Below are 26,436 nucleotides of genomic sequence, written 5' to 3'. Positions count from 1 at the left end.
CTAAACCAGAGCCTAAACCAGAGCTTAAACCGAAGCCTAAACCAGAGCTTAAACCAGAATCTAAGCCCCTAGAGAAACCAGCCCAAGGTGCAGAGGGTGCAAGCTTAGCAATAAATGCAGAGAGCGTTGTCTCTAGTAATAAAAAAGTTGCAACGAATACGCAAAGCTCCCCCCTTAACAAGGGGGCTATTAATGCTAGTTTTGCAAACAAAAAAAACTATGCAACGACCTTATTAACATGGCTAGAAAAGCACAAAGAATACCCAAGAATAGCTAAAAGTAGACGCCAGCAAGGCACTGTAATCGTATACTTTATAGTTGGTCGTGACGGTATGATCGTCACAAGCCGCATAGAGCAAACATCGGGTTACCCAGCGCTGGATGATGAAGCCCTCAAAATGTTACAACGCGCACAGCCATTACCCGCCATACCAAATGGTATCGCAGGCAATAATCTTGAGCTTGTTGTACCTGTTGAGTTTTTTATAAGGTAACGGCTTTTAATTGCCAAGGTATCAATGAGTTTAAATAGAGCCGAGTGCAAAAAGGTATTAAAGTAATGTTATAGCGTTATCTAGCGCTAAGTAAAAATCAGTGATGAAAAAGCCGACAAAAGTCGGCTTTTTCAATTATTTAGCGGTTACTTATAAAACGCTTCTACTGTGCCTTTTACTTTCATAAGTAATGGCTGGCCGCGGCGGTCTAGTGCTTTAGGTGCGGCTACTTTGATCCAACCTTCACTGATGCAGTACTCTTCAACGTCAAAACGCTCTTTGCCGTTAAGTGTAATGCCGATTTCATGCTCGAATACTTCTTCTACATAAAATTTGCTACGTGGGTTGATCGAAAGTTGATCTGGTAATTCTGGTTTATTTGTATCAGTCATAATTGTGATCTGCATTGAATATATTGTGTGCCATTGTAGGCAATACAGGCCTTAGGCTCAATATACTGATCAAAATAAATTAACTGCACAGTTGCTTTGATTGCTTAATACAGTGGCTAATTATTTCGTCACGAGTGACATCTTTGTCAAAGTAATAATCAAAGCGCATAGTGAGGTTAGTCGCTTGCTCTTGCTCAGGCCAATGCCATTTACGAACAAGTTGCAGAGTAGCTGACACCATAGCATTTAGGGTTGGTATTATTTTTTATTAAATTGAACGTTATATTGTATCACTGCTTTGCGATTATGTTATATTATATCCAAACAAGACTAGCAATCATTAAAGTGGATCATGAAGTACTCAGCATTAACTCTTGCCTTTGCAGCACTCTCTTTTGGCTCTAATGCCACAGAATCAGATATAGAAACCATCACAATTGCACATAAACAAGCCTTTAGAGGAGATATTCCTGTTAAAGAGCTGCCGCAGTCAATTACCACATTAAGTAAAGAAATGATGGTTGATAATGGCATCACTAAATTCAGGGATGCACTTGATTTTTCTGCCAGTATTTCTCGCAAAAATAATGGTGGGGCATTGTGGGATAGCTACTCTATAAGGGGGCTATCGGGTAATGAAAATATGCCATCAGGCTATTTAATTAATGGCTTTAGTGGTGGGCGAGGTTTTGCGGGCCCACGTGATGTATCTAACATTGAATATATTGAAGTGTTAAAAGGTCCTGGTTCTGCACTCTATGGTCGCTCTGAACCAGGCGGTACAATTAATATCATTACTAAAAAACCACAGTTCTATCAGCAAGGCCAGTTAAAAGCTGAACTTGGCAGTGATGATCATAAACGTGTGCAAGGTGATTACACTAACGGCCTAACTGAAGATATTGCATTTCGAATTAATGGTGCATGGCAAGATAGTGACAGTTTTCGAGATCACGTACATCATGATAAGTTTGTGATCACGCCTTCGGTGTATTACAGCATCAATGATAAATCGTCATTAACGTATGAGTTTGAGTACGTTGACCAGCAGCAAATGTATGACCGAGGTATTGTTGTACTTAACGATAATTTTGACACCGTAACTAGAAGCCGTTTTTTAGGTAACCCTAATGATGCGCCAACTAAAGTGCACTCTCGCGGACACCAACTTAATTATGACTATGACTTTAATCGCGACTGGTCACTCTTATTGGGCGCTAACCATCGTACCGCTACGTTAACAGGTTTTTCGTCTGATGCTGAACTATCTCCTCCAAGACAGACTTTGTCTTTAGATAATCCTATGCTTACGCGTCAACACCGTTATAGAGATTATTACTCTGATGATTTGTCAGTACGCGCAGAATTAAGTGGTCATTTTGATCTTGCTGATATCACTAACCATGTTTTGATTGGTGTTGATGGGTATGACTATGAGCTTCGCACTGGGCTTTATCGTTATCGTGGTGGTAAAGATACGTACACATTAAATATTTATCAGCCAAACTACAGTGAAGGGCAAGGCCCCGATGTTGCGCAACTGTATGAAAACAATGAAAAGCAAAAGGCATACGGTATTTATGTACAAGATCAGTTAGACCTTACCGAGCGTTTTAAATTAATGCTGGGATTGCGGTTTGATGAAATTGAGCAGAATATTTTCGAGACTAAGTCAGGTGTTGCTTCAGATAGCACGATGAATCGACTTAGCCCACGGCTAGGCATGGTATATGAGCTAAATGATGCGATTAACCTTTATACCAGCTATTCCGAAGGGTTTATACCTTTAAGTGGTACTGACGCTCAGGGTAAATCGTTTGGTTTTGAAGAAAGTGATTCCTTTGAAGTGGGTGTGAAGTTCGGCTTTGACAACGTTAGCGGTACCATCGCTTTATTTGATGCTAGCAAAGGCAACATGTTGGTGGCTGACGATAAGGGTTATTCAAAACCTATTGGTAAAGTAACCAGTAAAGGTATTGAGGTTGATCTGACTGGTAGTTTAGGTGAAAACACTCAGTACACACTTTCGTATGCTTACGTAAAGGCTGAAACAGCCAAAGACATGATTAATGTTGAGTGGTTAGAGCCTATACCTAAAGGTAGCCCGTTAGTTAACGTACCAAAAAATAATTTTTCGCTTTCTTTAAATCACAATACCCGTGTACTTGAGCAAGACATTAAATTTGGTGGTCATTATCAATATATTTCAGAGCGACTAGGCGACCCAGTAAACTTATCTTTTAACTTACCAAGTTATCAGCTGGTGGGTTTATTTGCTCAATGGCAGGCGACTGAACGGACAAATGTTTCACTTAATGTTGATAATGTATTTGATGAAAGCTACATAGCCAGTAGCTACAATGCATTATGGGCCTACCCTGGTGCACCAACACAGTTTAAATTGGGTATAACATATGACTTCTGAACAAGTTAAAAACCGTATTCATAGTATCGATATCATGCGTGGCGTGGTTATCTTATTAATGTTACTTGATCATGTGCGAGAGCGTTTTTTCTCGCAAATGCCGGTATTAGACCCAATGGATGTTGACGTTACCTCTCCAGGGCTGTTTTGGAGCCGTTTTGCAGCGCACTTTTGCGCGCCAACCTTTATCTTTTTAACAGGGCTTTCGGCGTGGCTTTATAGCCACCCAAGCTCAGGTAAAGTGCGCTCTGCTCGTAGTTTTTTAGTTAAGCGGGGGTTGTTTTTAATTGCCCTTGAAGTTACGGTTATTTGCTTTTTGTGGATTTGGTTTATCCCGACTATTTTTCTACAAGTGATATGGGCTATTGGCCTGTGTATGCTGGCTCTGGCATTACTAATTAACTTACCGCAACGACTATTGTTAGCATTGGGTTTATTGATTGTTTTTGGTCATAACTTACTTACACCAATTACCTTCAGTCCTGATGAGTGGGGTTATACCTTATGGACTATTCTGCACGATCGCGGCTTTATCTCTGAAGGTGGTTTAGTTAATGTCAAAATCAGTTACCCAGTATTACCTTGGATTGGGGTTATATTACTTGGTTACTGCGCAGGCCCACTGTATGCACATAACCGAGACAGTGAAGATCGTAAACAGTGGCTGATTGGTTTGGGCTTAGCGTGTCTAGCGTTATTTGCTATTTTACGCGGCTTAAATATCTATGGCGAAACGCTACCTTGGCAGCAGTTTTCAACAGCAGTGCAAACGGCTATGTCGATATTTAACGTTACCAAATATCCACCTTCACTGAGCTTTTTATTAATCACTTTAGCGCTGATGTTTTTTGGCTTATGGTTTTTTGAGCGTCCGTTAAATCGCTTTAGTAATGCTTTAAGAGTGTATGGCTCGGTGCCGATGTTCTTTTATATTTTTCATCTTTACGTTTTATTGATTTTATACACAATTTGCAGTGCTATTTTTGGTGCTAATCATGGTGCATATTTTGCCGTAAATGATATTACATGGATTTGGTTAATTACGGTTGTGTTAGCCGTTACTTTATATTGGCCAACTAAGGCATTTAGTCACTATAAGCGCAAAGCAAATAAACCTTGGTTAAAGTATCTTTAGAGATATAACACTTACTTAGTGGTTAAAAGCGGTGTTATAAGTTTATAACACCGCTTTTTATGCCTTTATTTTTTACATTTTTTTTAGCATGTCTTCATTAAGCACTCTAACTTCGCGTTGCGGGAATGGTATCGCAATATTATGAGCTTTGAGGGTTTCTAGAATAATTAATAGTAAATCACCACCAACCCGGTTTTTACCATCATCAATTCCCTGCATCCAAAATTCCACAAACATATTAATGCCATTATCGCCAAAGCTATCTATTTCACAGTCAGGACGCTCTTCAAATGGTACATCAGGCCCGCTAATTACTTGTGGATGCTCGGCAACAGCTTGTTTAATTATTTCTACCATGGCTCTAACATCGGTGGCGTATGCCACACTAAAATCAACACGGTAGCGCTGTTTTGGGTCTTTATGGGTCCAGTTGGTCAGCAGTGATGAAATAAAGGTTTCGTTAGGAACCAGTATGTCTTTGCCGTCGTAAGTTTCTAAAATTGCATGGCGCATTTTGAACTCTCGAACAAAGCCACTTTTGCCGTTTTCTAACTCAACAAAGTCACCAATGGTGAGTGACTTATCGAGCAAAATAATGATGCCAGAAATAAAGTTGGAGGCGATTGATTGCAACCCTAAACCAAGGCCAACACCTAACGCACCACCAAACACAGCAAGGGCGGTGAGGTTAACACCCATAATGTTAAGCAGTAATAACGCGATGACACAAAACAGGCCAACTTCAAAGAGTTTGGTAAAGACTTCGCGGGTGCTGATATCCAGAGTTTGCTGGTTGCGAATTATAACCTTACCAACATTACTGGAAGCGCGACCTAACCAAAATAAAATAGCCCCAAAAAACAATACCCGAGTTAGGCCATATAAACTGACTTGAATATTGCCTAAATTAATCGAAACCGCTTCAAGGGTTTTAATAAATGCTGGCAAAAAGCCCAGTAGGTGCAACAGCAAAACGGGCAGGCCAACTAACTTAAACAGTGCTGACATAAAAGGGCTGCTAACAAACTCTTTAATAATTGAGTAAGCAAACAGCAATATAGCAATGTTGAGCGCGGTATTCATTAACCACACTTGCAAGTCTACAGTGATGCCGATAGAGGTAAATATTCGCAGTAAAATGATTGCTACTAGCGGGTAAACGATATTGCTAAGTCGAAACAGCATAATGTTTATTGGGTGATCGGACGCCACTTTAGTGTGCTTATCAACGCGCTTTTTAACTGTTTTAGAATAAATCCAATAGGCGGCAGCATAGCTGGTGATGATCACCAATAATTGTAGATACGTTGCTTGTTGGCTAAGCATTGATTGGATCAATAACCAAACAGATTCAAATTGTTTGGAAAAAAACTCACTATCCATACGGAGTACTTTTTTAGATAAAATAAGATCTTTACTATGGCTGATAAGTCTAAAAATTTACAGAATAAATAAACGTATCAATAAATTTGACAAATAGTAGAGCTTTACTGTGTCATTTAGCGTGAGTATTTCACCGCGACTACTGAGTGAGCAAGCTTTTCGGCCGCTTGTCGTTATGCTAGCCAAACAAAGTTAGAGTGTCTATTGGAGTAAATTTGATAATGCTTTTGATAGCATGGGAGTGGCAATAAATAAAAGTTGTAGGTTGTGAGCTTTTGGGACTAAAAAATTATTAGCTTTCATATAGTGCGAAATATCTGCAATCGCAATAAGGACTCACTTATCTAAATGCTTTTAAAATAGTGGTTTTATTATCAATGTTTTTTTAGTCACTTTTTCTTTGGTTTTAAAGTATTAGTTTTACTTCTGTGCCAAATATCTACTTTTGTAATGTATTGTAATACTGCATCGCTGATGAAACCTTCTACACTCATTTGACTTACGCGACAAGTTTCTTGGTCGCATATAACTGTCATCATGGAGCAATTGAAAATGCAGAGTGCACAAAAGGCGGTAAGGATTAACCTCGATCTTGATCTTAAAGTCAGCATCAAACAATACAAAAAAATTAAAGAGCGTCCCGTAAGTTACAAAGACGCTGATATTGCGTGTATAAAAGCCATCGCACAAGCTGCGATTAACGTTGAGTTATTTACCATCCCGTTATATATGACAGGTCTGTATTCAATACAAGGCATGCATGCAATAGGTGGGGATGAAGGCTTGTATCCCGAGCGTTTATGGCCTGGGTTAGGGGCAACAGCAGGCTTTATTCCTAATGAACGAATAGCAAAATTAGATATTACTCCAACGCCAAAACCCAGCAAGCCACTGAGCGTAAATGAACAGGCGTTTAATGCTGTTTATAGTGTGTTTATAGAAGAAATGCTGCATTTACAGTTGGCTTCTAATATCGCCAGTAAACTAAATCTAACTCCTTCATTTACCAGTAATGCACTGCAAACAGAAAAGTTTGGTTGGCATTGTTATGACGATACAACGCAAATCCCGCATATCTTAGATTTTAAAGACTGCAGCCGTGATTTATCAAAACTTAGCCCTAAAGTGAAAGAATACTTTACAACTCACTTTCAGGGTCAAACACTACAAGATATGCGAGTCAATGCAGCGGCATTGACAAAAGAGCAGGCTTTACTGTTTTTATTGATTGAAGAAACCGAGGAAAGTGCAAAAAAATTAATAATCAATAAAGATTTAGATGGCGTTCGCCCTAAATACTTTGAAACAGCTCCTTTTGATTGGTTTAAAGCAACAGATACAGAAGTTGATTTACCTATGTTTGGTTCTATCGGGCATATGTATTGCTGTTATTGGGACTATCTTGAAATTGTGTATGAGGATGGTAGTAGCTTAATTGATATTTTGGTGAATCCAGCTAAACCTGATTCCGTGCAACGTGATTACTTTAATACTCGTGACTCAGCCGAATATAAACCGCAATACCCGGGGATTAATGGTTCAATCAATGAAAGTAATGATCTAGATAAGTTAAAAATTGAGATTGTTAATAATATCAATGCAATAACGGATCAAGGTGAAGGTAAAGGTGTTGTTTCTGAAATCTGCAGCCGCTGGGCGGCAGAGAGTTGGGTAATAACGTATTTGCAGCAACAAACGGTAGCATTGAAAAGCACACCGATTGAGGCAGATGATCATCAGGTCGCTGCTAAGTTTCAACCTAATGCTGATAACCTAAAAGAAGATTACCCAGCGGATAGCGCTGGGCAAAAGCCACTTCCTGTATCTGGTATTGCATGCGCACGTATTACAAATACTAAAAAAGATCATTTTATTACCTTTGCTGATGTACTTGATTTGATTATTCAATATGAATACCAAGAGGGTCAATCTTACAGTGATAACAACGCGGCCCAAGTGTATATGACCTGGCAAACGTGGCATAACTTGTGCGGTAAATTTACAGTAGCAATGCTTAACCCGCAAGGTGGCGATAAGGCTAAGCAGAAGCACCCAGATTTACCTGCTGTAGTTGATGTAGAAAAAGCATTGAATAATTTGTTTTCTAGCCCTGAACGTCGTGCACAAACACATCAAATTTTTAGTGAATCAGCGGTTGGCACTTTAAAAGGACTTACCACAGCATTGGATCGCTATTGGGGTGGTAAAACGACTGAGTTTCCAGGTCCTGCAATGGGGGGGTCGGGCGATCGAGTATCTATTTGTTGGGCTACAACAGGGCAGGCTCCAGATCTGGTTGCGGGTATTGCGGATATGTCTAAGGATGTTTTATACCATGCGTGCCAAGGTATGGATTATACAAAAGAAAATTCAAATAATTTACCTCCCGCAACAGTGTTCCACAGCTGTAAAGGTTCGAACAATTGCAAAGCGCAAGGTGGGTGTGGGTTTGTGCATAGCACAACACCGGGAGGAAGCTGTGGTGGTAGCGCCCCTGCTGATGGTCCATTTAGCGCTCCTGCAAATAACAAATGTAATAATTTAGGTGGTTGTGCTGTGCCGATTTCTGCCTCGCAGCTATTCCCAAAAGAGCCATCAGCAAAACCCCAGATGCAATTATTTGAATTTGGTGATGGACCAGACTATGCATCTACGGCTAAACCATATACCGACCCAGAAACAGGTAAAGTTCTAGAGCAAATGCCATTTAAAGAAGGTGATGCGGTTTACAGTATCGCGTGGCAGGCCTATTGTAATGCAAAAGGAGTGCAAACTACGCCGCCACCTGCAGATGATATTCGCTTAGCGCTTCCGCCTTCAACTTAATTGGATTGAATACATGACATCATACATACAGAAGCAGCCTTTTGCTGCTTCTGCTATTGAGCAAATAAACCCGCTAGGCTTTGGTTTGGGGTTGCGCAGTGAGCATTATCCGTACTTAATGCAAAAACCAGTAACAGGGGTTGATTGGTTTGAGATCATTAGTGAAAATTACATCGATAATTATGGCTATGGCCGTCATGTATTAGAACAATTGATGGCTGATTTCCCTATTGTTATGCATGGTGTGTCTATGAATATAGGCAGTAGCTCTGCGCTTGATTTTGACTATTTAGAAAAGTTAAAAGCATTGGCGGATTTTGTAAAACCAGCGTGGATATCAGATCATCTATGTTGGACAGGCTTTGCAGGAGTAAATAGCCACGATTTACTACCTATGCCGCTTACTGAGGAAAGCTTAAAGCATGTTATTAACCGGGTTAATCAGGTACAAGACTTTTTACAGCGGCCATTAGTGCTGGAGAACCCCTCTACTTATTTAGAGTTTCAAAACTCGTCGCTCACGGAGCCGGAGTTTTTTACGCAGCTGGTCGAACAAACACAGTGTGCTATGCTGCTAGACGTTAATAATGTTTATGTGTCGGCGTATAATCACGGTTTTTGCCCAAGGACATATATAAAAAACTTACCGCTTAAAAGTATTGTGCAAATGCATTTGGCGGGGCCAACACTCAGCGGGCATTGTTTGATAGATACCCATGATAAACCAGTTCCTGAACCTGTATGGGAATTGTATCAACTCGCGCAATCTTTATGTGGGCCTGTCTCGACTTTACTGGAATGGGATGCAAATATTCCTGCGTTTCCTGAATTAGTCGCTGAGTTAAACAAAGCTAAAACTGTATTAGCGGGTCAAATTCCTCATGCTCCAGTACAAAATAACCACCAACAAGGTTGTATTTCTACACCGCTGGTTTTAGCTAAAGAGAAATTATGAGTGAACATTCATTGAGGCAAGTGCAGCATTGGTTGCAAACAGTATTAATTGTTCGTGGTGATTTGGATGATAAACTCTTACAGGCATATGCGCATGATGGCGTTATGCTTGATACGCTAATTAAAAGTACAGATAAAATTTCAGCCCAGCAGCGAGTAGATATTTACGCTGCAGGTTATGTGCTAAGGCTTGTGGATTGTTTACGTTGTGAGTTTTCATTGTTGGCGCAGTATATGGGAGATACGTTATTTTCCACATTTGCTAAAGCATTTATTGTGACGGTGCCTTCTAAAAGTTGGAGTCTATATTATTTAGGTGAGCAATTCGCCGAATTTTTAGCACAAACTAAACCACAAGGTATAATCGATGTTGCTCAACAAACTATGGTCGATTTACCTGCTCAAATAGCCTTATTTGAACGCACCAAGTCTGAGGTGTTAGTAGCCCAAGGTCTTGAAAAAAATGTAACGGCAACCGAGCTTTCTATCGAACAGCAAATGCTCACGTGTTTAGTAAATAATACTGATATTCAAGCGGCGCCTTGTTTGCGAGTAATAACATTAGATTACCCTATTTTAGAGCTCATTTCACAAATTGAAGCCTGCATAGCAAAATTAGAAGTAATGCCTGATGAGTTGATTTTACCTATTCAGCAACCATGTTACCTTGCTTTAACACGTATACATTATAGATTTAGAGTCTGGTCTTTAGCTCATTGGCAGTATTTGCTACTCGGTTTTTGTATACAAGGAAGTAGCTTTAATATGGCGATTAAGCAAACAGCATTACAGCTAGAGGTTTCTAGCGATGAGTTAACCTCAGACGCAATGATGTGGTTGCCACAAGCAATCAATATGGGCTTGTTGTTTCAATAAGTGCTACAAGTAAGCAGTTAACCTAATTGATAACAATTAAATAAACTATAACGCCAAGATTTCATCGCGATTACTTGGCGACCAGGCTTTGTCAGCCGCTTGTTGTTGCGTTAGCCAAATAAAATCAGTGTGCTCATTCGGATCTAAAGTAATGGCGATATCATCGGGTACGCAAATACTAAAAACATACTCAGTATTAATTAACGCATTGGCTTGATAGCGGTGTCGCCATGACTCTCTAATGGTATATTGATTGGTTTTTTGGTGATCACGTATTGTTAAACCCAGTGCGCGGGCATCTATCCCTGTTTCTTCTAATAGCTCACGGTAAGCTGTCACAATAGGCGTTTCGCCTTCATCAATCCCGCCGGTGACTGATTGCCAAAAGTTAGCATCATCGGTACGTTGGATCAGTAAACAGTCTTTATTTTTTTTATAAATAACAACCAGTACAGAGAAGGGTTTACGAAGTGGTTGGTTATTTAACAAAATAGAGCCTTAAATAGCGTTTGTTGAATCAGTTTACCTAACTACGAAATGTTTAACTAGCCAGATCACATCACTAACAACCAAATACCCAGCAACAAGAGTAGTACATTCATTATTTTCAGAAACTGCGAAGTATTGAGTTTGCCCTGCAACCAGATCCCTAAACGATTACCACAAAAAGCAATCGGCAAGCTGGCAAGTGCAATTAATGCCCACTTTATTTCGATTAAACCCAGACTAATAAAGCCAATAAGCTTGACGGCATTCATCATCGCAAAAATAATCGCCACAGTTGCGACAAATCGTTTCGGTGGTAACTTAATGGTACTGAAATACATTATTAAAGGTGGGCCGCCAGCATGTACTAAGGTACTTGCAATACCGGCTAAACCGCCCATAGAGAAGGCACCTAAACGGCTATTTAAGGCACTCAAAGTAAACTTGCTAAAGGCTAAACTGCGAATAGCAAACACTATACATAAAATAGCAATCGCTGTTTTTATAAACGCCGCGTCTAACCAGCCAATTAACGCATGTGCAATAACTACGCCTACCAATAAACCCGGTAGTAAGCGTTTAAGTTGCTGTATATCCCATTGTTGCCAGTAACTTTTTAAACTAAAGACATCGGCAACAATAAGTACCGGTAGCATCAAACCGATTGCGGCAACAGGGGGCATCACTAGCATTAGTAAAGGGACACTAAACACTCCAAGCGCTCCTGCAAAGCCTGATTTTGACACGCCGGTGAGCAATACGACAAATGCGATGATAGAGAGGGTTGTTACTGTCATTAGTTTTTCTACTTACTGATTATTTACTTTATGCTGGTAGATCAAACCACAGCGCTTCTAAGCTGCTGGTGGCTGTTAATGTTACCCGTTCATTGCGATTTAGTGCAAAGGCATCGCCGTTACTAAAATTTTGCTTGTTTGCGTCTATATGCCCGCAGATAATATGCAAATAACCTTTTCTATCCGCTGTTTGCAATGTATGCGATTGACCCGCATCAAGTTTTAAACGATAGATACTAGCATCTTGGTTGATGCTCACGCTGCCGTGTTCGCCATTTGGTGTAACAAGTGGTGTAAGCTGAGTTGTTTGCGGAATACTTTTTTGCTCATAGCTAGGGGCTATACCACGCAATTTGGGTTGTATCCAAATTTGTAAAAAGTGCGCTGTTGCAGAATTTGAAGCATTATATTCGCTGTGCATAATGCCACTACCGGCACTCATCCGTTGCACGTCACCAGCAGGAACAATGTATTCATTACCAGTGCTGTCTTGGTGTTTTAATGCGCCTGAAATGACATAGGAAATTATTTCCATATCTCGGTGTCCGTGAGTGCCAAAGCCTTGGCCTGCAAGTACTTTATCTTCGTTGATCACTCTAAGTACTGACACCCCCATGTGTTTTAGATCATGGTAATGGCCAAATGAAAAACTATGCTGACTTTGTAACCAACCAAGATCAACTTGGCCGCGCTCGCTGGCTTTGCGTATGTAGTGCATAACTTAACTCCTGATTAAACGCTAATTTGAATAGCAGCAGTATAAGTTTTATAAGGAAGATTAAAATCGCTTTTAAAAGGACTATTTGTTCTAATTAATAGAATGAAAGCCCTTGATTAGCAATCAAGATCAGCCTGCATTACTTGATATCGTAACTCGCCAATGAATGTGCGCGCTGCCGGGCCAAGGCGATCACCGTCTTTAAATAGTAAATGTAGCATGGCACTGCGCTTACTATTGTGGCTAAGATTAAGGGGCTTGAGCCGATTTTGTGCTAACTGATTGGTAATCGCTGTGCTAGGTAGCCAAGCAAAGCCTAAGCCGTTGCTGATCATATCAATGGAAGTCCGCATATGGCTTACTGTCCAGCGCTGGTCGGCACCTAACCAGCCACCGTCTTGTTTATTGTGTAAGGCTGAATCGCGTACCACAATTTGTCGGTGCGATTTTAAATCTTCAAGGGTGATAGGTCGGGTGATGCTATGTAACGCATGATCTGGGTGCGCAACAGCAGTAAACTCGATATTGCACAACTCTTCACTAAACCCGGCTTTGCCAGTGAATCCCGATATTGCAATATCGGCACTGGTGTTCTCTAGTAATTCATTCGCGCCAGTCAGTACTGATTCGTATAATTCAATACGTAATAATGGATACATTGCCGAGGTATTGTTGAGTACTTTATAAAGCAGTGCTTGCGGAAAAACTTCATCAACAGCAATACGTAATTTGCTTTCAATCCCCTCACTGAGGGTCTGCCCAATTGCTTCTATTTTGGCGGCTTCATCGAGTAGGTAATTAGCGCGGCGCATCATCATCTCACCAGCTTCGGTGATCACGGTTTTACGTCCTTCAATAGTAAATAACTTAACACCTAAAGCGGTCTCAATTTTACCAACAGCATTGTGAATACTTGATTGGCTTTTATAAATTTTTAGTGATGCTTGATTAAAACCGCCATGTTCAACCACAGCCCTAAACATACGCCATTGCTCTAAAGTTATTTTAAGCATCTTTATGGTTGTCCTCGCAGTCACCTTGGTCACAGGTATTGAGTGATTCTCTGGCACGTTTATCTTGATTGAGTACTTGTTTTAGATCTTCAGTACGTTGGCGTACAGCTACACCATAACTGTGATCATCGCCCCACAGTTTTGCTAGTTGCAGTACTGAGGCACGATCGTGCTCTCTAAATAAGTGTCCTGCGCGCTGCGAGTCTTCTTTTGAATTTCCTAATAGTTCTAGGGTTTCAACGGCAAGGTTGATGGCAGAGTCAACGGTTTCTCGGTTAAACGCATCAACGTGCAAATTAAGTAATTGGTAAGCATGGCGACGATCTTTAGCGCGCGCCACAATCTTTAAGTGCGGAAAGTGTTTGCGGACAAGTTTAACTATTTCGAGAGTTTTGTCGGCATTATCAATAGCAATAACCAGTAATTGTGCGGTATCAGCTCCAGCGGCTTCGAGTAGTTCTTTACGTGCTGCATCACCATAATGCACCGTATTACCAAAGCGGCGCAGCAGATCAATTTGGCTAGGACTGTGATCAAGGACACTAATATCATACCCTTGGGTGCTCAGTAAGCGCCCCATAATTTGTCCAAAACGGCCGTACCCAGCAATGATTACGTGTTTGGCTGGGCTTATCTGCTCTGGTTTATCAAACTCAGGTTTTGTTGTTGTGTTGCTACGTTTTTGTAATGTGTCGTAAAGCATTAATAGTAAAGGGGCTATTAACATTGAGATGGCCACGACTAAGGTGGTTAAGTTGCTTTGTTCTGGGGTTAAAATTTGCAATGTATTAGTCATCGTCAGGAGCACAAAAGCAAACTCACCACCTTGTGCTAAGGCTAAAGTGAATAACAGTTGCTGGGTATGATGAATTTTAAAAGTTCGTGCTAAGGCATACAAAACAGCGGCCTTTACAACAATTAAAGCGGCAACCAATGTAACCACTAAAGTAAATTGATTAAATAACAATGCAAAGTCGATAGAGGCACCGACAGCGACAAAAAACAATCCTAATAACAGTCCTTTAAAGGGTTCTATATCGGCCTCTAACTCATGACGAAATTCACTTTCTGCCAGTACCACACCAGCTAAAAAAGTCCCTAACGCTGGAGATAAGCCAACATTTTGCATAATCAGCGCAATCGCTACCACTAAAAATAACGCAAATACAGTGAATATTTCCCGCATTCTGGTTTCAGCAATGTACCTAAATAGCGGCGCAGAAATATACTTACCAGCTAAAATAATTGCCGCGATCACTGTTACTGAGGCGGTTACTTGCCCCCAAACTGGCCAATCAGCAGTTAGCGAATTATGCGTGCTGGTGGCATTTAACATTGGCTCAAACGCCAATAATGGTAGTAATGCTAAAATAGGAATAACGGCAATATCTTGAAATAGCAGTACCGAAAACGCATTTTGGCCGGCTTCATTTTTCAGCCAACCTTTTTCTTCCAGGCTTTGTAGCACAATTGCTGTTGAAGAAAGCGCGAGCATTAAACCAATTGCTAGTGCTGTTTGCCAATGCATGGCCATAAACCAATAACAAATTGCAAAAATTACCGCGGCTGTTAGGGTTACTTGCAAACCCCCAAGCCCTAAAATAGAGTGGCGTAACTTCCAAAGCCTTGCTGGTTGTAGTTCAAGGCCGACTAAAAACAGCATCATTACTACACCAAATTCAGCAAAGTGCATAACAGACGTTTGATCGCCCACTAACCCCAGCAAATACGGGCCAATTAAAATACCTGCCAGCAAATAGCCGAGTACGGAGCCTAACCCAAGGCGTTTTGCGATAGGCACCGCAACAATGGCTGCGGCTAAATAAATTAATGCGATCTCTAACATAGTTGTCCTTTGCTAATACTGGCTAACTTATTATGCCTTAAAATACTGTTTACTATAGCGGAATAAATTCTTTATCGTCACCAGGGATTTTTGGGAAACGTTGAGTTTGCCAGTCTTGTTTTGCCTGCTCTAAGCGTTCTTTGCTATAAGCAACAAAGTTCCAATGCAAGTATGGGACTTTTTCAAATTTATCGCCACCGAGCAAAATAAAGCGTGCATCACTGGCAAAGTGAATATCAGTATCGAGGTTATCAAGTAGGATAAAATCACCCGCTTGATAATCCTGTTGACCCACGGTAACGCTTCCATAAATAACATATAACGCGGTTTCTTGCTGTGGGTTAGGCGACTTAATTTGACTATTGGCGCTGCCAACCACATCAATATAAAACATGGGGGAGTAGGTTTTAACTGGGGAGCTTAATCCGTAAGCTTCACCAACAATTAAGCGCATCATGATACCTTCATGAATTATGTGTGGTAGTTGCTGTTTTTTTATATGGGTGAATGAAGGCTCAATCTCAGTCATATTTTCTGGTAGCGCAATCCAGCATTGTAAGCCGTCAATATGATGCGGGTTAGCGCGCACTTCAAAGCTTTCTCGTTCTGAGTGAACAATGCCTTTACCTGCCGTCATCCAGTTCACATCGCCTGGGTGGATTTCTAAATTATTACCTAGCGAGTCGCGATGTAAAATGCTGCCGCGAAATAAATAAGTGAGTGTTGATAAGCCTATGTGCGGGTGAGGGCGAACATTGATCCCTTGGCCAACAGGAAAATCGTTTGGTCCCATGTGATCAAAAAAGATAAATGGTCCCACCATTTTTTATCAAAATTAGGCAGTACGCGCTTTACGTTTAAGCCACCAATATCATGTTCAGTTGGGTTGAGTATTTTAGCCATGTTTTGCTCCTTAAAGGTGACCAAGCAGAGTCACGTTGATTCGATTAATTGAATACATAAGTTATAGCCCTAACAATAGATGATCACTTAATTTCGAGTATCACTATTGATGCTTGATTAATAATATACTCACGTTAAAAGAACGAAAATTAGTAAAAATAGGCGTTAATATTCTTTTTTAAAGAATTTTAATGGTGTGTTGTATGGCACTAAAAGGAGCTTTATGCGTAGTAAACAGTGCTTACTATTACTTGTTGATGCTTTTAATGCAAAATACCGTAGGTAGGGAAACTAGCGACGACACATTTACGCTCATCAAGCATTGCGATAAGACGCTGAGGGTATTTGCGATTAGCAAAATATAGCAGTTGTTGTGATCACACGACCGACAACACAAAATTAGACAGTAAAAAACGGCCAATTACTTGGCCGTTTTACATCAAGAGTTAGTTAAGTTTTACTGGGCCGTTGATATTATCGATGCTCAAATCACCAGAGCCAGCGTCAATGATGGTGAGACCTTTACTGTCGTTAACACGAATACTGCCTGAGCCATCCTCAATGGTGACTAGGCCATTTACATGTTCAACATAAATATCACCCGATTCATCTTCAATGGTGATGTAACTGCCTAGAGTTTTGGCATTGATGCTGCCAGAGTTATCGTCAATATCTACGCTGCCAGTGATATTAGTAAGGGTTATATCACCCGAATCATCTTCAATAGTCATATTGCCAGCAACGTTACGTGCAGTAATACTGCCAGAGTCATCACTGATCTCTACATTACCAGTAATATTTTGCAGATCGATATCCCCTGAATCATCGTCAATTGTGACGTGATGACCTTGATCAATACGAATGCTCCCTGAGTCGTCATCTATAATGATATTACCTAGTACACCAGCAATATCTATATCGCCAGAGTCATCGTCAATCTCAAGGTTAAATGAGCTTGGCACAGTAATAACTAAATCAATACTGGGTGAATTACCTTGATATACCACTATTCCTGATGAACTATAATTTTTTGCTATAAGTACGGCTTTATCGCCTTTTTGTTCCAGAGTAAGTATGTAAGGGTCATCACTTTTTGCTGTATAAATAGTGGCATCTACGCTGATGTTAGTTGCTGTGGTTGAGCCGATCACTTTAAGTGAACCCGCCTCAGCATTAATACTTAGTTGCTGTAATTGTGACGCTGATATTGAGCGTTGCTGCTGTTGTTGTATATTGGCTGACGAGGTTGAAACATGCACAATACAGCCACTGAGAAACAATAGGCTAGTGGCAATAGGAAGGGCTTTGGCTAGCAAAGAAAGAGGTTTGTTGATCATTATTTATTTTCTCATTGTTAATTATATTTTACGATTTGCTAATTTATAGCAAAAACAAAGCCAAAATTTAATGATTTGTTTTTATTGGTTTTTATTTTTATTATCAGATAAGTATAGCGAATAAGTGGTCAAAAATACCAAATTTAGGGTTGTTCTTAATATTCTTTAGATTGGATCTGGAAGGTACGCTAAGCCACTTCAACACGCGTGAAGTGGCTTAGTTTTTTCTAATTATTACAAATGGTGATTATCGCTAAGTTTGGGGGCGACTGAGAGTAGTAAATAGCAGTACTTGAATAAGATGTATTGCGCACATTGTCTTCAACCACGGTTATTTCATATGTTGCAGTTACAGGGAGTGCAATATTTAGTGTGCTATCTAGATATGTGTTATTACTTTTTTGTAATATCAAAGGCTTGGTTTCATCATACTGAGCCTGAAAACTATTCGACGTTAAAATAGTATCGATCATTTTAAAGCGCAGATTTACGGTGTCGGGTCCAGTAAAATCAGGACAGACGAATACAGAGACTTCTACATCTTGAAAAACCGGTAGGCTTGTTTGATTAATATTAATGATAAAATCATTTTGTGTTATCGCTGCTGAACTATACTCGCTAGTTGCCAGTCTTTCATCTGCTGTAGAAATACTAACAGTTGCGCCTTGTTCAACACTAACTATTGCCTCAAAGAAGCCGCTGCTATTTGTAGTATGCTGCTTACCATTTATCATCAGTATAGCGTTATTGATACCAACTTTAGCTACGTTGGTAATTTGTCCTTTAACTATGCCTGTTAGTAAAGCGGAATCGGTAGCAGAGATCGCAAACTCCATTACAGCTGCATTGCCCTCAGCATCAGTAACAGTAACAGTGACATTATAGCTACCTATAATATCAGGGGTAAATTCAGCGACGCCATCTTTTATGTTTACCAGTGCTGCATTTGACTCATTAGGCTTGGTAAGCCCCCAAGTATAATTAAGATTGGTCTCTTCAGGGTCGTAACTTTGGCTAACATCAAATGTTACTATATTACCAACAAAAGCCTGACGTAATTGTTCGCCTTTAGAAATAATGACTGGCTTTGCATTGTCTCTAACTATGATAGTGATTGTTTGCGTATCGGAGTCTTTATTACCATCATTGGTACGTAACGAAATAACAAAACTTCCTGCACCTGATGCTTTAAAGTAAGGTTTAGCAACGTCTGTGTTAGAAAGCGTAGCACGTCCTAATGGCGATAAAATTTCCCACTGGTAGGTAAGCTCTTTGCCTTCAGGATCTGTGCTTTGTGAGCCATCAAGTTGAATTTCTTCATCGACTAAAATAGGTGCTACATCAGCAATAATCGCTGTTGGTTTTGCATTGGCTTGAGCGTGAAGAACGCTTATTACTTGCTCAGAATTAAGCTGTCCGTCTGATACGATTAATGTGATCACATAATCACCTTCAATATCAGCACTGATAGAAGGGGTTGCTGTCGTACCTTGGATTAGCTGCGCTTTACTATTCTCAGGTCTGCTTTTTATCTGCCAAAGGTAGCTTAAGGGTTGCCCTTCAGGATCGTTGCATTGTTCGCATTGCAGAGTAATAGTTTCAGCTAAGTTAATGTTTCTCTCAGCTACAAGTTGTGCAATAGGAGCTTGATTTGCTATCTCTACAGTTAAAGTAACTGTGGCGGTATCAGTTTCACCATATTGATCTTTAACTGTTAGTGAGAGCGTGTACTCACCGAGGTCTAAAGAAGAGAAGCCTGCGGTATGGCTTAAGTTATCAGTGAGTGTCGGGTTGCTATCGGCAGGTTGTGCGGTAATAGTCCACAGATAACTTAGTGTATCACCTTGATCAGGGTCACTGCTTTGCTTGCCATCTAATGTGACTATGCTGCGAGGAGCGACGGTTTTATTTTGTACTTTAATAACCGCTTGAGGAGCTGAATTTTCGTATAAAGATTCACTTTTTATCATTACCTCGTTGCTTGCTGTTTCCCCCAGTGAATTAGTAATGGTTAGCTTTATTGCGTAAGCACCTGTTTTATCTGCAATGAATTTGCTGGTAACGCTATTATTATTTTCTATGATTGCATTGCTGGTAAGAGGCTTTGCCGTAAACTGCCATAAGTATTTATTTATTACACCGTTAGATGTGCTACTTAGCGCACCATTTAATGCAACCACATCACCTTGTTTTACTGTTTGAGTAAGTCCTGCATGAGCAATTAATTGCGTTGGATCGGCTTTAATTTCAATTAATTTTTCAACTGGGGCGCTCGAAAGTTTGCCATCGCTCACAACTAAAATTAGTTTATAACTCTTTGCTTCAGCAAGTGATACTTCAACTTTATTTTCATTATCAACAGCAAGAGCGATCTCATTTTGTCCGTCTGCAGTGGTTAAGCGCCATTTATAAACTAATGAATCGCCGTCGGGATCGCTGCTTTTTGTACCGCTAAATGTTAGCGCGGTATTTACCCGCATTTCACCGGTTGGTGCACTGATCATGGCAACGGGTTTATTGTTAGTGACTTTATTGGTTGGTTTTTTTTCTGAGTCACCACCTCCTGAGCCACAGGCTGTGAGAGTTAGGATCAAAGCTAGCTGGATTAAAAAACTCCATTTCATATTACTTTCCTTGTTGTTGGTTTTGTTGTGTTTAGTGGTACTGTAAAGCTAAGCCTGTAGTGCTTGCTATTAAATTTAAATGAGGATTATTTCTGGTTTGAATTAGATTGGTATAAAGTCCATTTTTCATAATATTTATTTCCGTTAAATATTTTATAGTTATGTTAATTTAATTGTTTATAATATGAACCCAAAAGAGGGAAAATAAAAGAATTAAATTCAAATTTTAGAAAAATTTTGGCGCTAAGTTGTTTATGTGTTTATTTCGAGTTGTAGGCCAAGCTAAGTTACTTGGCCTTTATTTTTAATGAGGGGTTTTATTCAGGTGCTACATCTAAGGTAGTAAATAATGAATAACGTACGCTATCGATACCTTTTTCAGTTGAACCTTCGCTCACACTTGCTTCAATAAGGTATAGTCCAGGGTGTTGCCATGTGTTAGTGAAAAAGCCGTTTTTATCTGTGGTTACTTTAACTTCGCCACGTTCGTTACGATAACGTGTATCACCTTTTAAGATGGCAAGTTCTATGTTGGCAGCAGGTTTACCGTCTTTTAATAACTGAAAACGCGCCTCTTCACCAACAAATAAATCATTAGGATGAGTCGGGCCGCTGATCTCTAAGCCTTGACCAAGTAGCGCAGGTTTTGAGGTGCCGTTGCGGCTTACAAATGTATCTACCGTTGCAATCGATTTTGTGGTTTTAATATCGGTTGCATCAGCTGGGATATCTTTACTGTCTTTAGGGCCAAATACACGGCCACGTTCGCCTTTGGCATCTTTATAAAAAGTCATTAGTCGTGGTTCTTGGCTCATCGTTATATGATAAGTACCTTCCCCAGCTAGTTTTACCGCCGCTGAATTTTTACGTTGCAGATAATATGCACGAATTTTATCGCTAACTGGTTTGCCATCAGGGCCGATTGCCATAATCAGATTATCATCATATTCCGCGCCTTTTTGTGCTGGACGATATGCTTTATCTGGTGCGAAAATTTCATTCGAAATACTGGCATCGATCATCACATAATGTGCTTTGTCGCCTGAAAGAGATGTGTGCGAAGGCACTAACCAGCGAGCATGTGCATTGGCATAGCTAGATGCTAGGGCAGTGAAAGTAAGTGCGCCGATAAATGCGCTTTTAAGTAAATTGATTTTCATAGTCTTTCCTTATTTAAATTGTTTTAGCAGCTACATTTACTGACTTTTAATGGTGACGAAGCTTTGTGAAAATTCATTGGTGCCATCGATGGTGATCTTGCCGTCTTTATTTAGATCAAGTTCTACACGGGTGTAATCACGGCCACCTTCTTCGCGAACGACTTCTAAATTAAGTAAATACTTGCCTGCAGCTACGGCTTTGCCATCTAGATCTGTGCCATTCCAGTTAATGGTGTAAGTACCTGGGCGCTTTGTTGCACCTGTTACACCATCAAAGTTAGCGTCACTTTTTCCGGCTTTACGCCACCACTGGCGTAAGTCTTTAAACCATTCTGCTTTTTCAACCCATAAGGCAACCGTGGTTACATGCTTACGCTCTGGGGTTTCTAGCCAAACCGCGACATAAGGTCGATGGTAAGGTTGTACGTCTAGATCAGGTAGGGTTAGTTCTATTTCAAGTTCAGCGGCATTCGCATGAGGTTGAAACAAAGCTGCTGTAAATAAAACAACAGCGCTTATTAAGGTATTAAGTTTTAGCATTAAGACACTCCTTTTAGTTGCGGAACCCAGCATAAATAAATGACTGCTGGTGTTGCGACCCCAAGCACTGTTAGCCATATTCCTACTAAGCGTTTTTTTCTATTTTGAAATAAAATAATCATCCCGGTGATAGCAAAAAAAATCATTAACACGGCTGATATATCAATCACCCAGCTCCATGCTTCGCCGCTATGACGGCCTTTATGTAAATCGCCAATTAAGCTTAAAAAGCCGCCAGTTTGATATTCGAGATTCAGTTCGCCACTGATGAAATTAAGTTCTGCGAAGGCAAAACCTGCAGGCAGTGGGTAGTCGAGCATCACAAGTGCATCTTCTTTTTCCCAGTCGATACTTTTTACTTTAGTTAAGCCATATTGGTTGGCTAAGTAAGCTTCTATTTCAGGGTATAAAATGGGTAAGGTTGCTAGGTTTTCTTGGCCCTGCTCAAGTAATGCACTTGGGAGTGATGTGGTTAGTTGCCCATCACTTTTATCGCCTTCTAGCCAATCAACATGATTAAGTACAATCCCACTGACAGCAAATAAAATAAGCAAAAACAGCAATGCTGTTGATAGATAAATATGCAACGCACGACTGGTACTATATAAAGTTCGTTTATTTATTAACGGCATAAATAATTTAGTAGTTAAGCAATATTATCTACATGGTAATGATTTGCATTAGTTATCACAACATTATTTACGAAATTTACATTGGTAGGTATTTTGAAGGGCGAGAGAGTAAATAAATCATAACCGCTATTTCGATGCAGGCTACCAGCAGTAAAACCCACCACGGCGGTGCACAAAGCAGCAATACAATAAAGCCAAGTGACATACCAATACCCGCAAACCACTTCGCCTTTACGGGTACTACTTTGTACTTTTGCCAATGGCGTAAGGTTACGCCATAACGAGGATGATTGAGTAACCAAGCAGCGAGTTTTGGGGACGAGCGAGTAAAGCACGCTAATGCCAAAATGAAAAAAATAGTGGTGGGCATCACAGGTAAAACAATACCTATAATTCCCAGCCCAACCAAGGCTAGTCCTAATAGTTGATAGCCAATACTTTTATAAGTGGCTAAAATTACTTTTAAATTCATGAATAGACTTGTGCCTGATAAAGTTGAAAACGGCTAAATGCTTGGCAAGCAACGTTAAACAATATGCTGCTAGTTTACTCAGCATTGTCAGTTAATTGTACTCGATGACGTTATACTCTGCCACGTTCAGCGCCTCAGCTTGCGATTCAACCTGATGCCGCTGTTCTTTTTATATCCTATTATGAGTTGATGGGAATGTAATTGCTTGCAGTCATTGCTTACAGCGTTATGACGGATGAGTTTATGAGGAGGTAACCTCTTAAGACTAACCCCCCTAATTACAGGCTGACTTTAAAGATTAAAAGTAATAGCCAATATTAATATTAAATCGACGCTCGGTTTCATTACTATCACCGGCAACAGAGCCACCTACAAATGCTTGATTGCGGGCATGAACTAAATCAAAGTAAGTGAACAAGCCGCCAGCCGCGACGGATACCCCGGTAACATTCATCCAAGTATCGGCAGTGTCATCAGACTTGTTATAGATCGCGCTGTAATCATTATAAAATTGCAGGTTGCTTACTGGACCCCATTCAACCGGTACGCTGTAAGCGACATTAAAGCTACTGGTGGTTGCATCGGTCGCAATAGAGTCATAAAACCCATATGCGCCAACCGCGATACGATTAGTGTCATCGATATTGTAGTCATATTCGCCATGCTGTAGCTGAATATTCCAGTTATTGATAACGCTGTTTACATGCAGTGCCCATGCGTTGTAACTTCCTGCGCGGTCTTGGCCGTCATGTAAGCCACCGGCCAAGCCTGATATTCCGACTTCTGTGGTCATGCCTTTGCCGTGTTCAAAGTAATAGGCGTAGCGGCCGGCAAAGGTATTATACTCACCAAGCCCTTTGCTCGGTTCGGCATAAATACCCTCGTCGACGGTGCGACTACCAACAATATCGTACGAATAGCGATGGCTGCGATCTTCAACATAACCATCGACACCACCGAGTTCGTCATTTTTGAAAAAACCTAAATCGAGCTGCCAGTTATCAGCTACTTTACGTTTAAACATCACGCCTAAATCATGATCGTCTTCTAAACCAACGTAGTAGTTTGCACTAAAGAAATAGTTATGGGAGTTATAAGGATCATTACCAAACGGCACTTTTGTGATACCTACTTGCACTTGCCAGTCGTCAGTAAATTGATAGCCTGCCCATGCTGATTTTATTGCGGTCATGTAATCAAAAAAGCGGATCTCTCCGCCGATCAGGACTCCACCAATATCGCCAGAAACATTTAAACGGAAAATATCAAAATCAAAATCGCCACCACGGTTTTTATTGCCGTCATCATATGAGGTGTGACTGTAGTTAGTACGAATTGCACCACCAAATTTAACTCCGGATAGGGCTGTTTCGGTATTATCTTGAGTTTGCTTTGCGATAGTCTTGGTCTGTTCTTCAAGCTGTTGATTAACTTTAGCTTGTTTTGCTTTTTCAGCCGCAAGCTGCTGTTGCAGTTGCTGCATCTGTTGTTGGAGTTGAGAAAGTTGAGCTTGCATAGCATCAATGTCTGAAGCATATGAGGCGCTGCTTGTTGCGCCTAGCATAGTCGCGAAAGCTAACTTTGATAGTTTAAGCATGATAAATCGCTATTCTTGATATAGGTCTGTATAGAATAGACTAATTGTACCTTTAACCCAAGTTAACTAACCATGCGTTCTAGGGTAATCATTTGTTTAATATGATTTTATAAACTATTTATTCGGTGGGTTTGCCTTCAGCGGCGCGGGTCAGCACACCAACTTCTAATAAAGGAGCTGCATCTATACTTTGAGCATCCATCATAGTAGCAATACGCTGCATTGATGATAGTAGCTGGCTTTGTTCCCACTCGTCTAAGGCTGAGAACTTTTCAATAAAGTGTTCTTGTAACGGTTGTGGTGCTGCTTGCAGAATCGTTTGACCATTTGCAGTGAGGTAAAGACTCACTCGACGTTTGTCTAATTGGCTGCGAACACGCGTCACTAAATCGCGGTTTTCTAAGCGATCCAAGATATTAGTTACAGTTGCAGGACTCAGGTTTACATTTTGGGCAATGCGACTGGCTGTAATACCATCAGTTTGTGCTACTTCAGTCATAATTAATAGCTGCGGACCGGTAAGGCCGGAGATTTTATTTAACTGCTTAGAATGGAGGTCGATCGCGCGGATCACTTTACGTAAAGAAACCAATAATTCGTCATATTTTTTCATTTTTATCTCATTCGCAGATGGTTTGCGGTCAAGGCGCTCGCGCAATCAATAAATATTACACATCTAATAAATAGAGTTCAAATAGATAAGGTCGATTTATACTGTATTATTGGCTTTACACAGAACTGTGGCTGTTTTTTATTTGTTTTGAGTTGAAATTAAATTTAGTTCATTTGCATATTATTTAATTAAACGTTTTTGGTGCTGAGCTTACCTATAAGTCATGACAGAGTGAAAAATTGTAAATTTGACATAAAAACTCACTAAATAATATTTACTAATTGGTTGGGGATTGGGTAAGGTGAGATAGGTTTTTCATTTTTATGGGACGTATAATGAAGTTATCTCCATCTGTAAGCATCGAACAAACTGACACTGGTTTAGAATATATCAATGTTGCAAGCGAGCTTTGTAGCGCTAAAATTTTTCTACAAGGTGCACAACTCACTGAATTCACGCCAAGTGGCAAAAAGCCATTAATTTGGGTATCAAGCGAAGAAGATTACCAAGAAGGTAAAAGTATACGTGGTGGCATTCCTATTTGTTGGCCATGGTTTGGTGTCAATCCAAATCCTGAGTGGCCAATTCACGGTGTAGCACGTACGAGCTTATGGCGAGCAGATGAAGTTGCAGAGCAAGACGATGAAATTCGAGTTAGCTTAACCTTGCCAATGGCACAAGTTGATGAAACCTACTGGCCACACAAATCAAAGCTAAAGGTTGAATTTATACTAACTAATCAGCTTGAAGTGCGTTTAACAACCACTAATTTAAGTAACCAAACTATTACTTTCACGCAAGCGCTGCACACTTATTTTCCAACCCCTGCTATTGAAGAAACTCAAGTGGATGGGCTGCAAGGTTCCAAATATATTGAGTTTAGCGAAGGCCCGTTTGATCAAGATGGACTGGTTGGTTTTGCTCGTGAAACAGATATGGTTTATACCCAAGCCGCAGTTATCCAGCGTATTATTACCCCGGATGGAATTATTGAAGTCGGCCGTGAAAACTCCAGCTCTTGTGTGCTGTGGAACCCGTGGATTGATAAGTCTAAGCGTTTATCTAATTTTGCTGATGATGAATACCATACAATGTTGTGCCTTGAAGCGGCAAATGTAATGGATGATAGTGCGATTGTAGCGCCAGGCGAAAGTCATACCTTAGCGACGACCATTCGCTGGGTGTAATATAGGGCCGCAACTTTGCTATAAAT

The 26,436-nt window shown here is 40.4% G+C and carries 24 protein-coding genes; 7 read left to right on the top strand and 17 right to left on the bottom strand.

The window, feature by feature from the left end; genetic code table 11:
* Positions 1 to 494: energy transducer TonB (locus H5201_RS00805; RefSeq protein ID WP_182783478.1), on the top strand; the 494-nt coding region annotated here is incomplete at its 5' end.
* Between the two features lie 146 nt (positions 495 to 640).
* Here the strand turns inward: H5201_RS00805 and H5201_RS00800 are convergent.
* Together H5201_RS00800 and H5201_RS00795 are read right to left on the bottom strand one after the other, a co-directional pair.
* Positions 641 to 886 (bottom strand): DUF3297 family protein, encoded by a 246-nt coding sequence (locus H5201_RS00800; protein ID WP_149982278.1) that lies wholly within the window; start codon positions 884 to 886, stop codon positions 641 to 643.
* A 79-nt stretch (positions 887 to 965) separates the two neighbouring features.
* Entirely contained in the window at positions 966 to 1,127 is a 162-nt protein-coding gene (locus tag H5201_RS00795; protein ID WP_182717542.1) for a hypothetical protein, read from the bottom strand.
* A gap of 111 nt (positions 1,128 to 1,238) precedes the next feature.
* Between H5201_RS00795 and H5201_RS00790 the strand changes: the two genes are divergently transcribed.
* Both H5201_RS00790 and H5201_RS00785 read left to right on the top strand, forming a co-directional pair.
* Positions 1,239 to 3,311: a TonB-dependent siderophore receptor gene (locus H5201_RS00790; protein ID WP_182783476.1), complete on the top strand. Its 2,073-nt coding sequence runs from the start codon at positions 1,239 to 1,241 to the stop codon at positions 3,309 to 3,311.
* A complete protein-coding gene (locus H5201_RS00785) occupies positions 3,301 to 4,446 on the top strand; it encodes a DUF1624 domain-containing protein (RefSeq protein WP_182767425.1) in 1,146 nt (381 codons plus the stop codon). The genes H5201_RS00790 and H5201_RS00785 overlap by 11 nt, the downstream gene beginning before the upstream one ends.
* A gap of 72 nt (positions 4,447 to 4,518) precedes the next feature.
* Here the strand turns inward: H5201_RS00785 and H5201_RS00780 are convergent, their stop codons facing one another.
* On the bottom strand, positions 4,519 to 5,829 hold the full coding sequence (locus H5201_RS00780) for a mechanosensitive ion channel family protein (protein ID WP_149982276.1): 1,311 nt from the start codon (positions 5,827 to 5,829) through the stop codon (positions 4,519 to 4,521).
* 552 nt (positions 5,830 to 6,381) lie between these two features.
* Here H5201_RS00780 and H5201_RS00775 point away from each other — a divergent pair.
* The 3 genes from H5201_RS00775 to H5201_RS00765 are packed head-to-tail and all read left to right on the top strand — an operon-like array spanning position 6,382 to position 10,485.
* On the top strand, positions 6,382 to 8,655 hold the full coding sequence (locus tag H5201_RS00775) for a ferritin-like protein (RefSeq protein ID WP_259398452.1): 2,274 nt from the start codon (positions 6,382 to 6,384) through the stop codon (positions 8,653 to 8,655).
* Between the two features lie 13 nt (positions 8,656 to 8,668).
* On the top strand, positions 8,669 to 9,610 hold the full coding sequence (locus H5201_RS00770) for a DUF692 domain-containing protein (RefSeq protein ID WP_149982274.1): 942 nt from the start codon (positions 8,669 to 8,671) through the stop codon (positions 9,608 to 9,610).
* A complete protein-coding gene (locus H5201_RS00765; protein ID WP_149982273.1) occupies positions 9,607 to 10,485 on the top strand; it encodes a DNA-binding domain-containing protein in 879 nt (292 codons plus the stop codon). Before H5201_RS00770 ends, H5201_RS00765 begins: the two co-directional genes overlap by 4 nt.
* 45 nt (positions 10,486 to 10,530) lie before the next feature.
* Here H5201_RS00765 and nudB read toward each other — a convergent pair whose 3' ends face one another.
* From nudB to H5201_RS00695, 14 genes are all read right to left on the bottom strand, one after another.
* Positions 10,531 to 10,974 carry a dihydroneopterin triphosphate diphosphatase gene (gene nudB / locus H5201_RS00760; RefSeq protein WP_182717536.1) on the bottom strand — a complete coding sequence of 148 codons (444 nt, stop codon included), beginning with the start codon at positions 10,972 to 10,974 and terminating at the stop codon, positions 10,531 to 10,533.
* Between the two features lie 65 nt (positions 10,975 to 11,039).
* Positions 11,040 to 11,768 carry a sulfite exporter TauE/SafE family protein gene (locus tag H5201_RS00755; RefSeq protein WP_149982271.1) on the bottom strand — a complete coding sequence of 243 codons (729 nt, stop codon included), beginning with the start codon at positions 11,766 to 11,768 and terminating at the stop codon, positions 11,040 to 11,042.
* Positions 11,769 to 11,796: 28 nt separating this feature from the next.
* Complete coding sequence (locus tag H5201_RS00750; protein ID WP_182767421.1) at positions 11,797 to 12,486, bottom strand: pirin family protein; 690 nt, start codon at positions 12,484 to 12,486, stop codon at positions 11,797 to 11,799.
* A 116-nt stretch (positions 12,487 to 12,602) separates the two neighbouring features.
* On the bottom strand, positions 12,603 to 13,499 hold the full coding sequence (locus H5201_RS00745; protein ID WP_149982269.1) for a LysR family transcriptional regulator: 897 nt from the start codon (positions 13,497 to 13,499) through the stop codon (positions 12,603 to 12,605).
* On the bottom strand, positions 13,492 to 15,345 hold the full coding sequence (locus H5201_RS00740) for a monovalent cation:proton antiporter-2 (CPA2) family protein (protein WP_145240191.1): 1,854 nt from the start codon (positions 15,343 to 15,345) through the stop codon (positions 13,492 to 13,494). Before H5201_RS00740 ends, H5201_RS00745 begins: the two co-directional genes overlap by 8 nt.
* 52 nt (positions 15,346 to 15,397) lie before the next feature.
* Positions 15,398 to 16,168, bottom strand: coding sequence for a pirin family protein (locus tag H5201_RS00735; RefSeq protein WP_259399643.1), 771 nt, complete (start codon positions 16,166 to 16,168; stop codon positions 15,398 to 15,400).
* 526 nt (positions 16,169 to 16,694) lie between these two features.
* A complete protein-coding gene (locus H5201_RS00730) occupies positions 16,695 to 17,585 on the bottom strand; it encodes a DUF4097 family beta strand repeat-containing protein (protein WP_145240195.1) in 891 nt (296 codons plus the stop codon).
* A 227-nt stretch (positions 17,586 to 17,812) separates the two neighbouring features.
* The gene (locus H5201_RS00725) at positions 17,813 to 20,209 is read right to left on the bottom strand and encodes a PKD domain-containing protein (RefSeq protein ID WP_182783474.1); all 2,397 of its coding nucleotides are present in this window, start codon (positions 20,207 to 20,209) and stop codon (positions 17,813 to 17,815) included.
* Between the two features lie 317 nt (positions 20,210 to 20,526).
* Positions 20,527 to 21,369, bottom strand: coding sequence for a DUF4198 domain-containing protein (locus tag H5201_RS00720; RefSeq protein WP_182717530.1), 843 nt, complete (start codon positions 21,367 to 21,369; stop codon positions 20,527 to 20,529).
* A gap of 36 nt (positions 21,370 to 21,405) precedes the next feature.
* Positions 21,406 to 21,909, bottom strand: a complete 504-nt coding sequence (locus H5201_RS00715; protein ID WP_145240201.1) for a DUF2271 domain-containing protein — start codon at positions 21,907 to 21,909, stop codon at positions 21,406 to 21,408.
* On the bottom strand, positions 21,909 to 22,541 hold the full coding sequence (locus tag H5201_RS00710) for a PepSY-associated TM helix domain-containing protein (RefSeq protein WP_149982265.1): 633 nt from the start codon (positions 22,539 to 22,541) through the stop codon (positions 21,909 to 21,911). Before H5201_RS00710 ends, H5201_RS00715 begins: the two co-directional genes overlap by 1 nt.
* Before the next feature lie 76 nt (positions 22,542 to 22,617).
* Complete coding sequence (locus H5201_RS00705) at positions 22,618 to 23,013, bottom strand: YbaN family protein (protein ID WP_145240205.1); 396 nt, start codon at positions 23,011 to 23,013, stop codon at positions 22,618 to 22,620.
* Between the two features lie 298 nt (positions 23,014 to 23,311).
* Positions 23,312 to 24,610: a porin gene (locus H5201_RS00700; protein ID WP_145240207.1), complete on the bottom strand. Its 1,299-nt coding sequence runs from the start codon at positions 24,608 to 24,610 to the stop codon at positions 23,312 to 23,314.
* Positions 24,611 to 24,728: 118 nt separating this feature from the next.
* The gene (locus H5201_RS00695; protein WP_145240209.1) at positions 24,729 to 25,223 is read right to left on the bottom strand and encodes a MarR family winged helix-turn-helix transcriptional regulator; all 495 of its coding nucleotides are present in this window, start codon (positions 25,221 to 25,223) and stop codon (positions 24,729 to 24,731) included.
* 335 nt (positions 25,224 to 25,558) lie between these two features.
* On the opposite strand from H5201_RS00695, the gene H5201_RS00690 reads away from it, so the two are divergent.
* A complete protein-coding gene (locus H5201_RS00690; RefSeq protein ID WP_182739467.1) occupies positions 25,559 to 26,410 on the top strand; it encodes a D-hexose-6-phosphate mutarotase in 852 nt (283 codons plus the stop codon).
* The last annotated feature ends 26 nt before the right edge of the window (positions 26,411 to 26,436 follow it).

This window comes from Pseudoalteromonas sp. SG43-6 (genome assembly GCF_014164365.1).
In the GTDB taxonomy this organism is placed as follows: domain Bacteria; phylum Pseudomonadota; class Gammaproteobacteria; order Enterobacterales; family Alteromonadaceae; genus Pseudoalteromonas; species Pseudoalteromonas rhizosphaerae.
The sequence above is the reverse complement of the archived record's forward strand: the minus strand, read 5'-3'. Positions and strand labels throughout refer to the sequence as shown.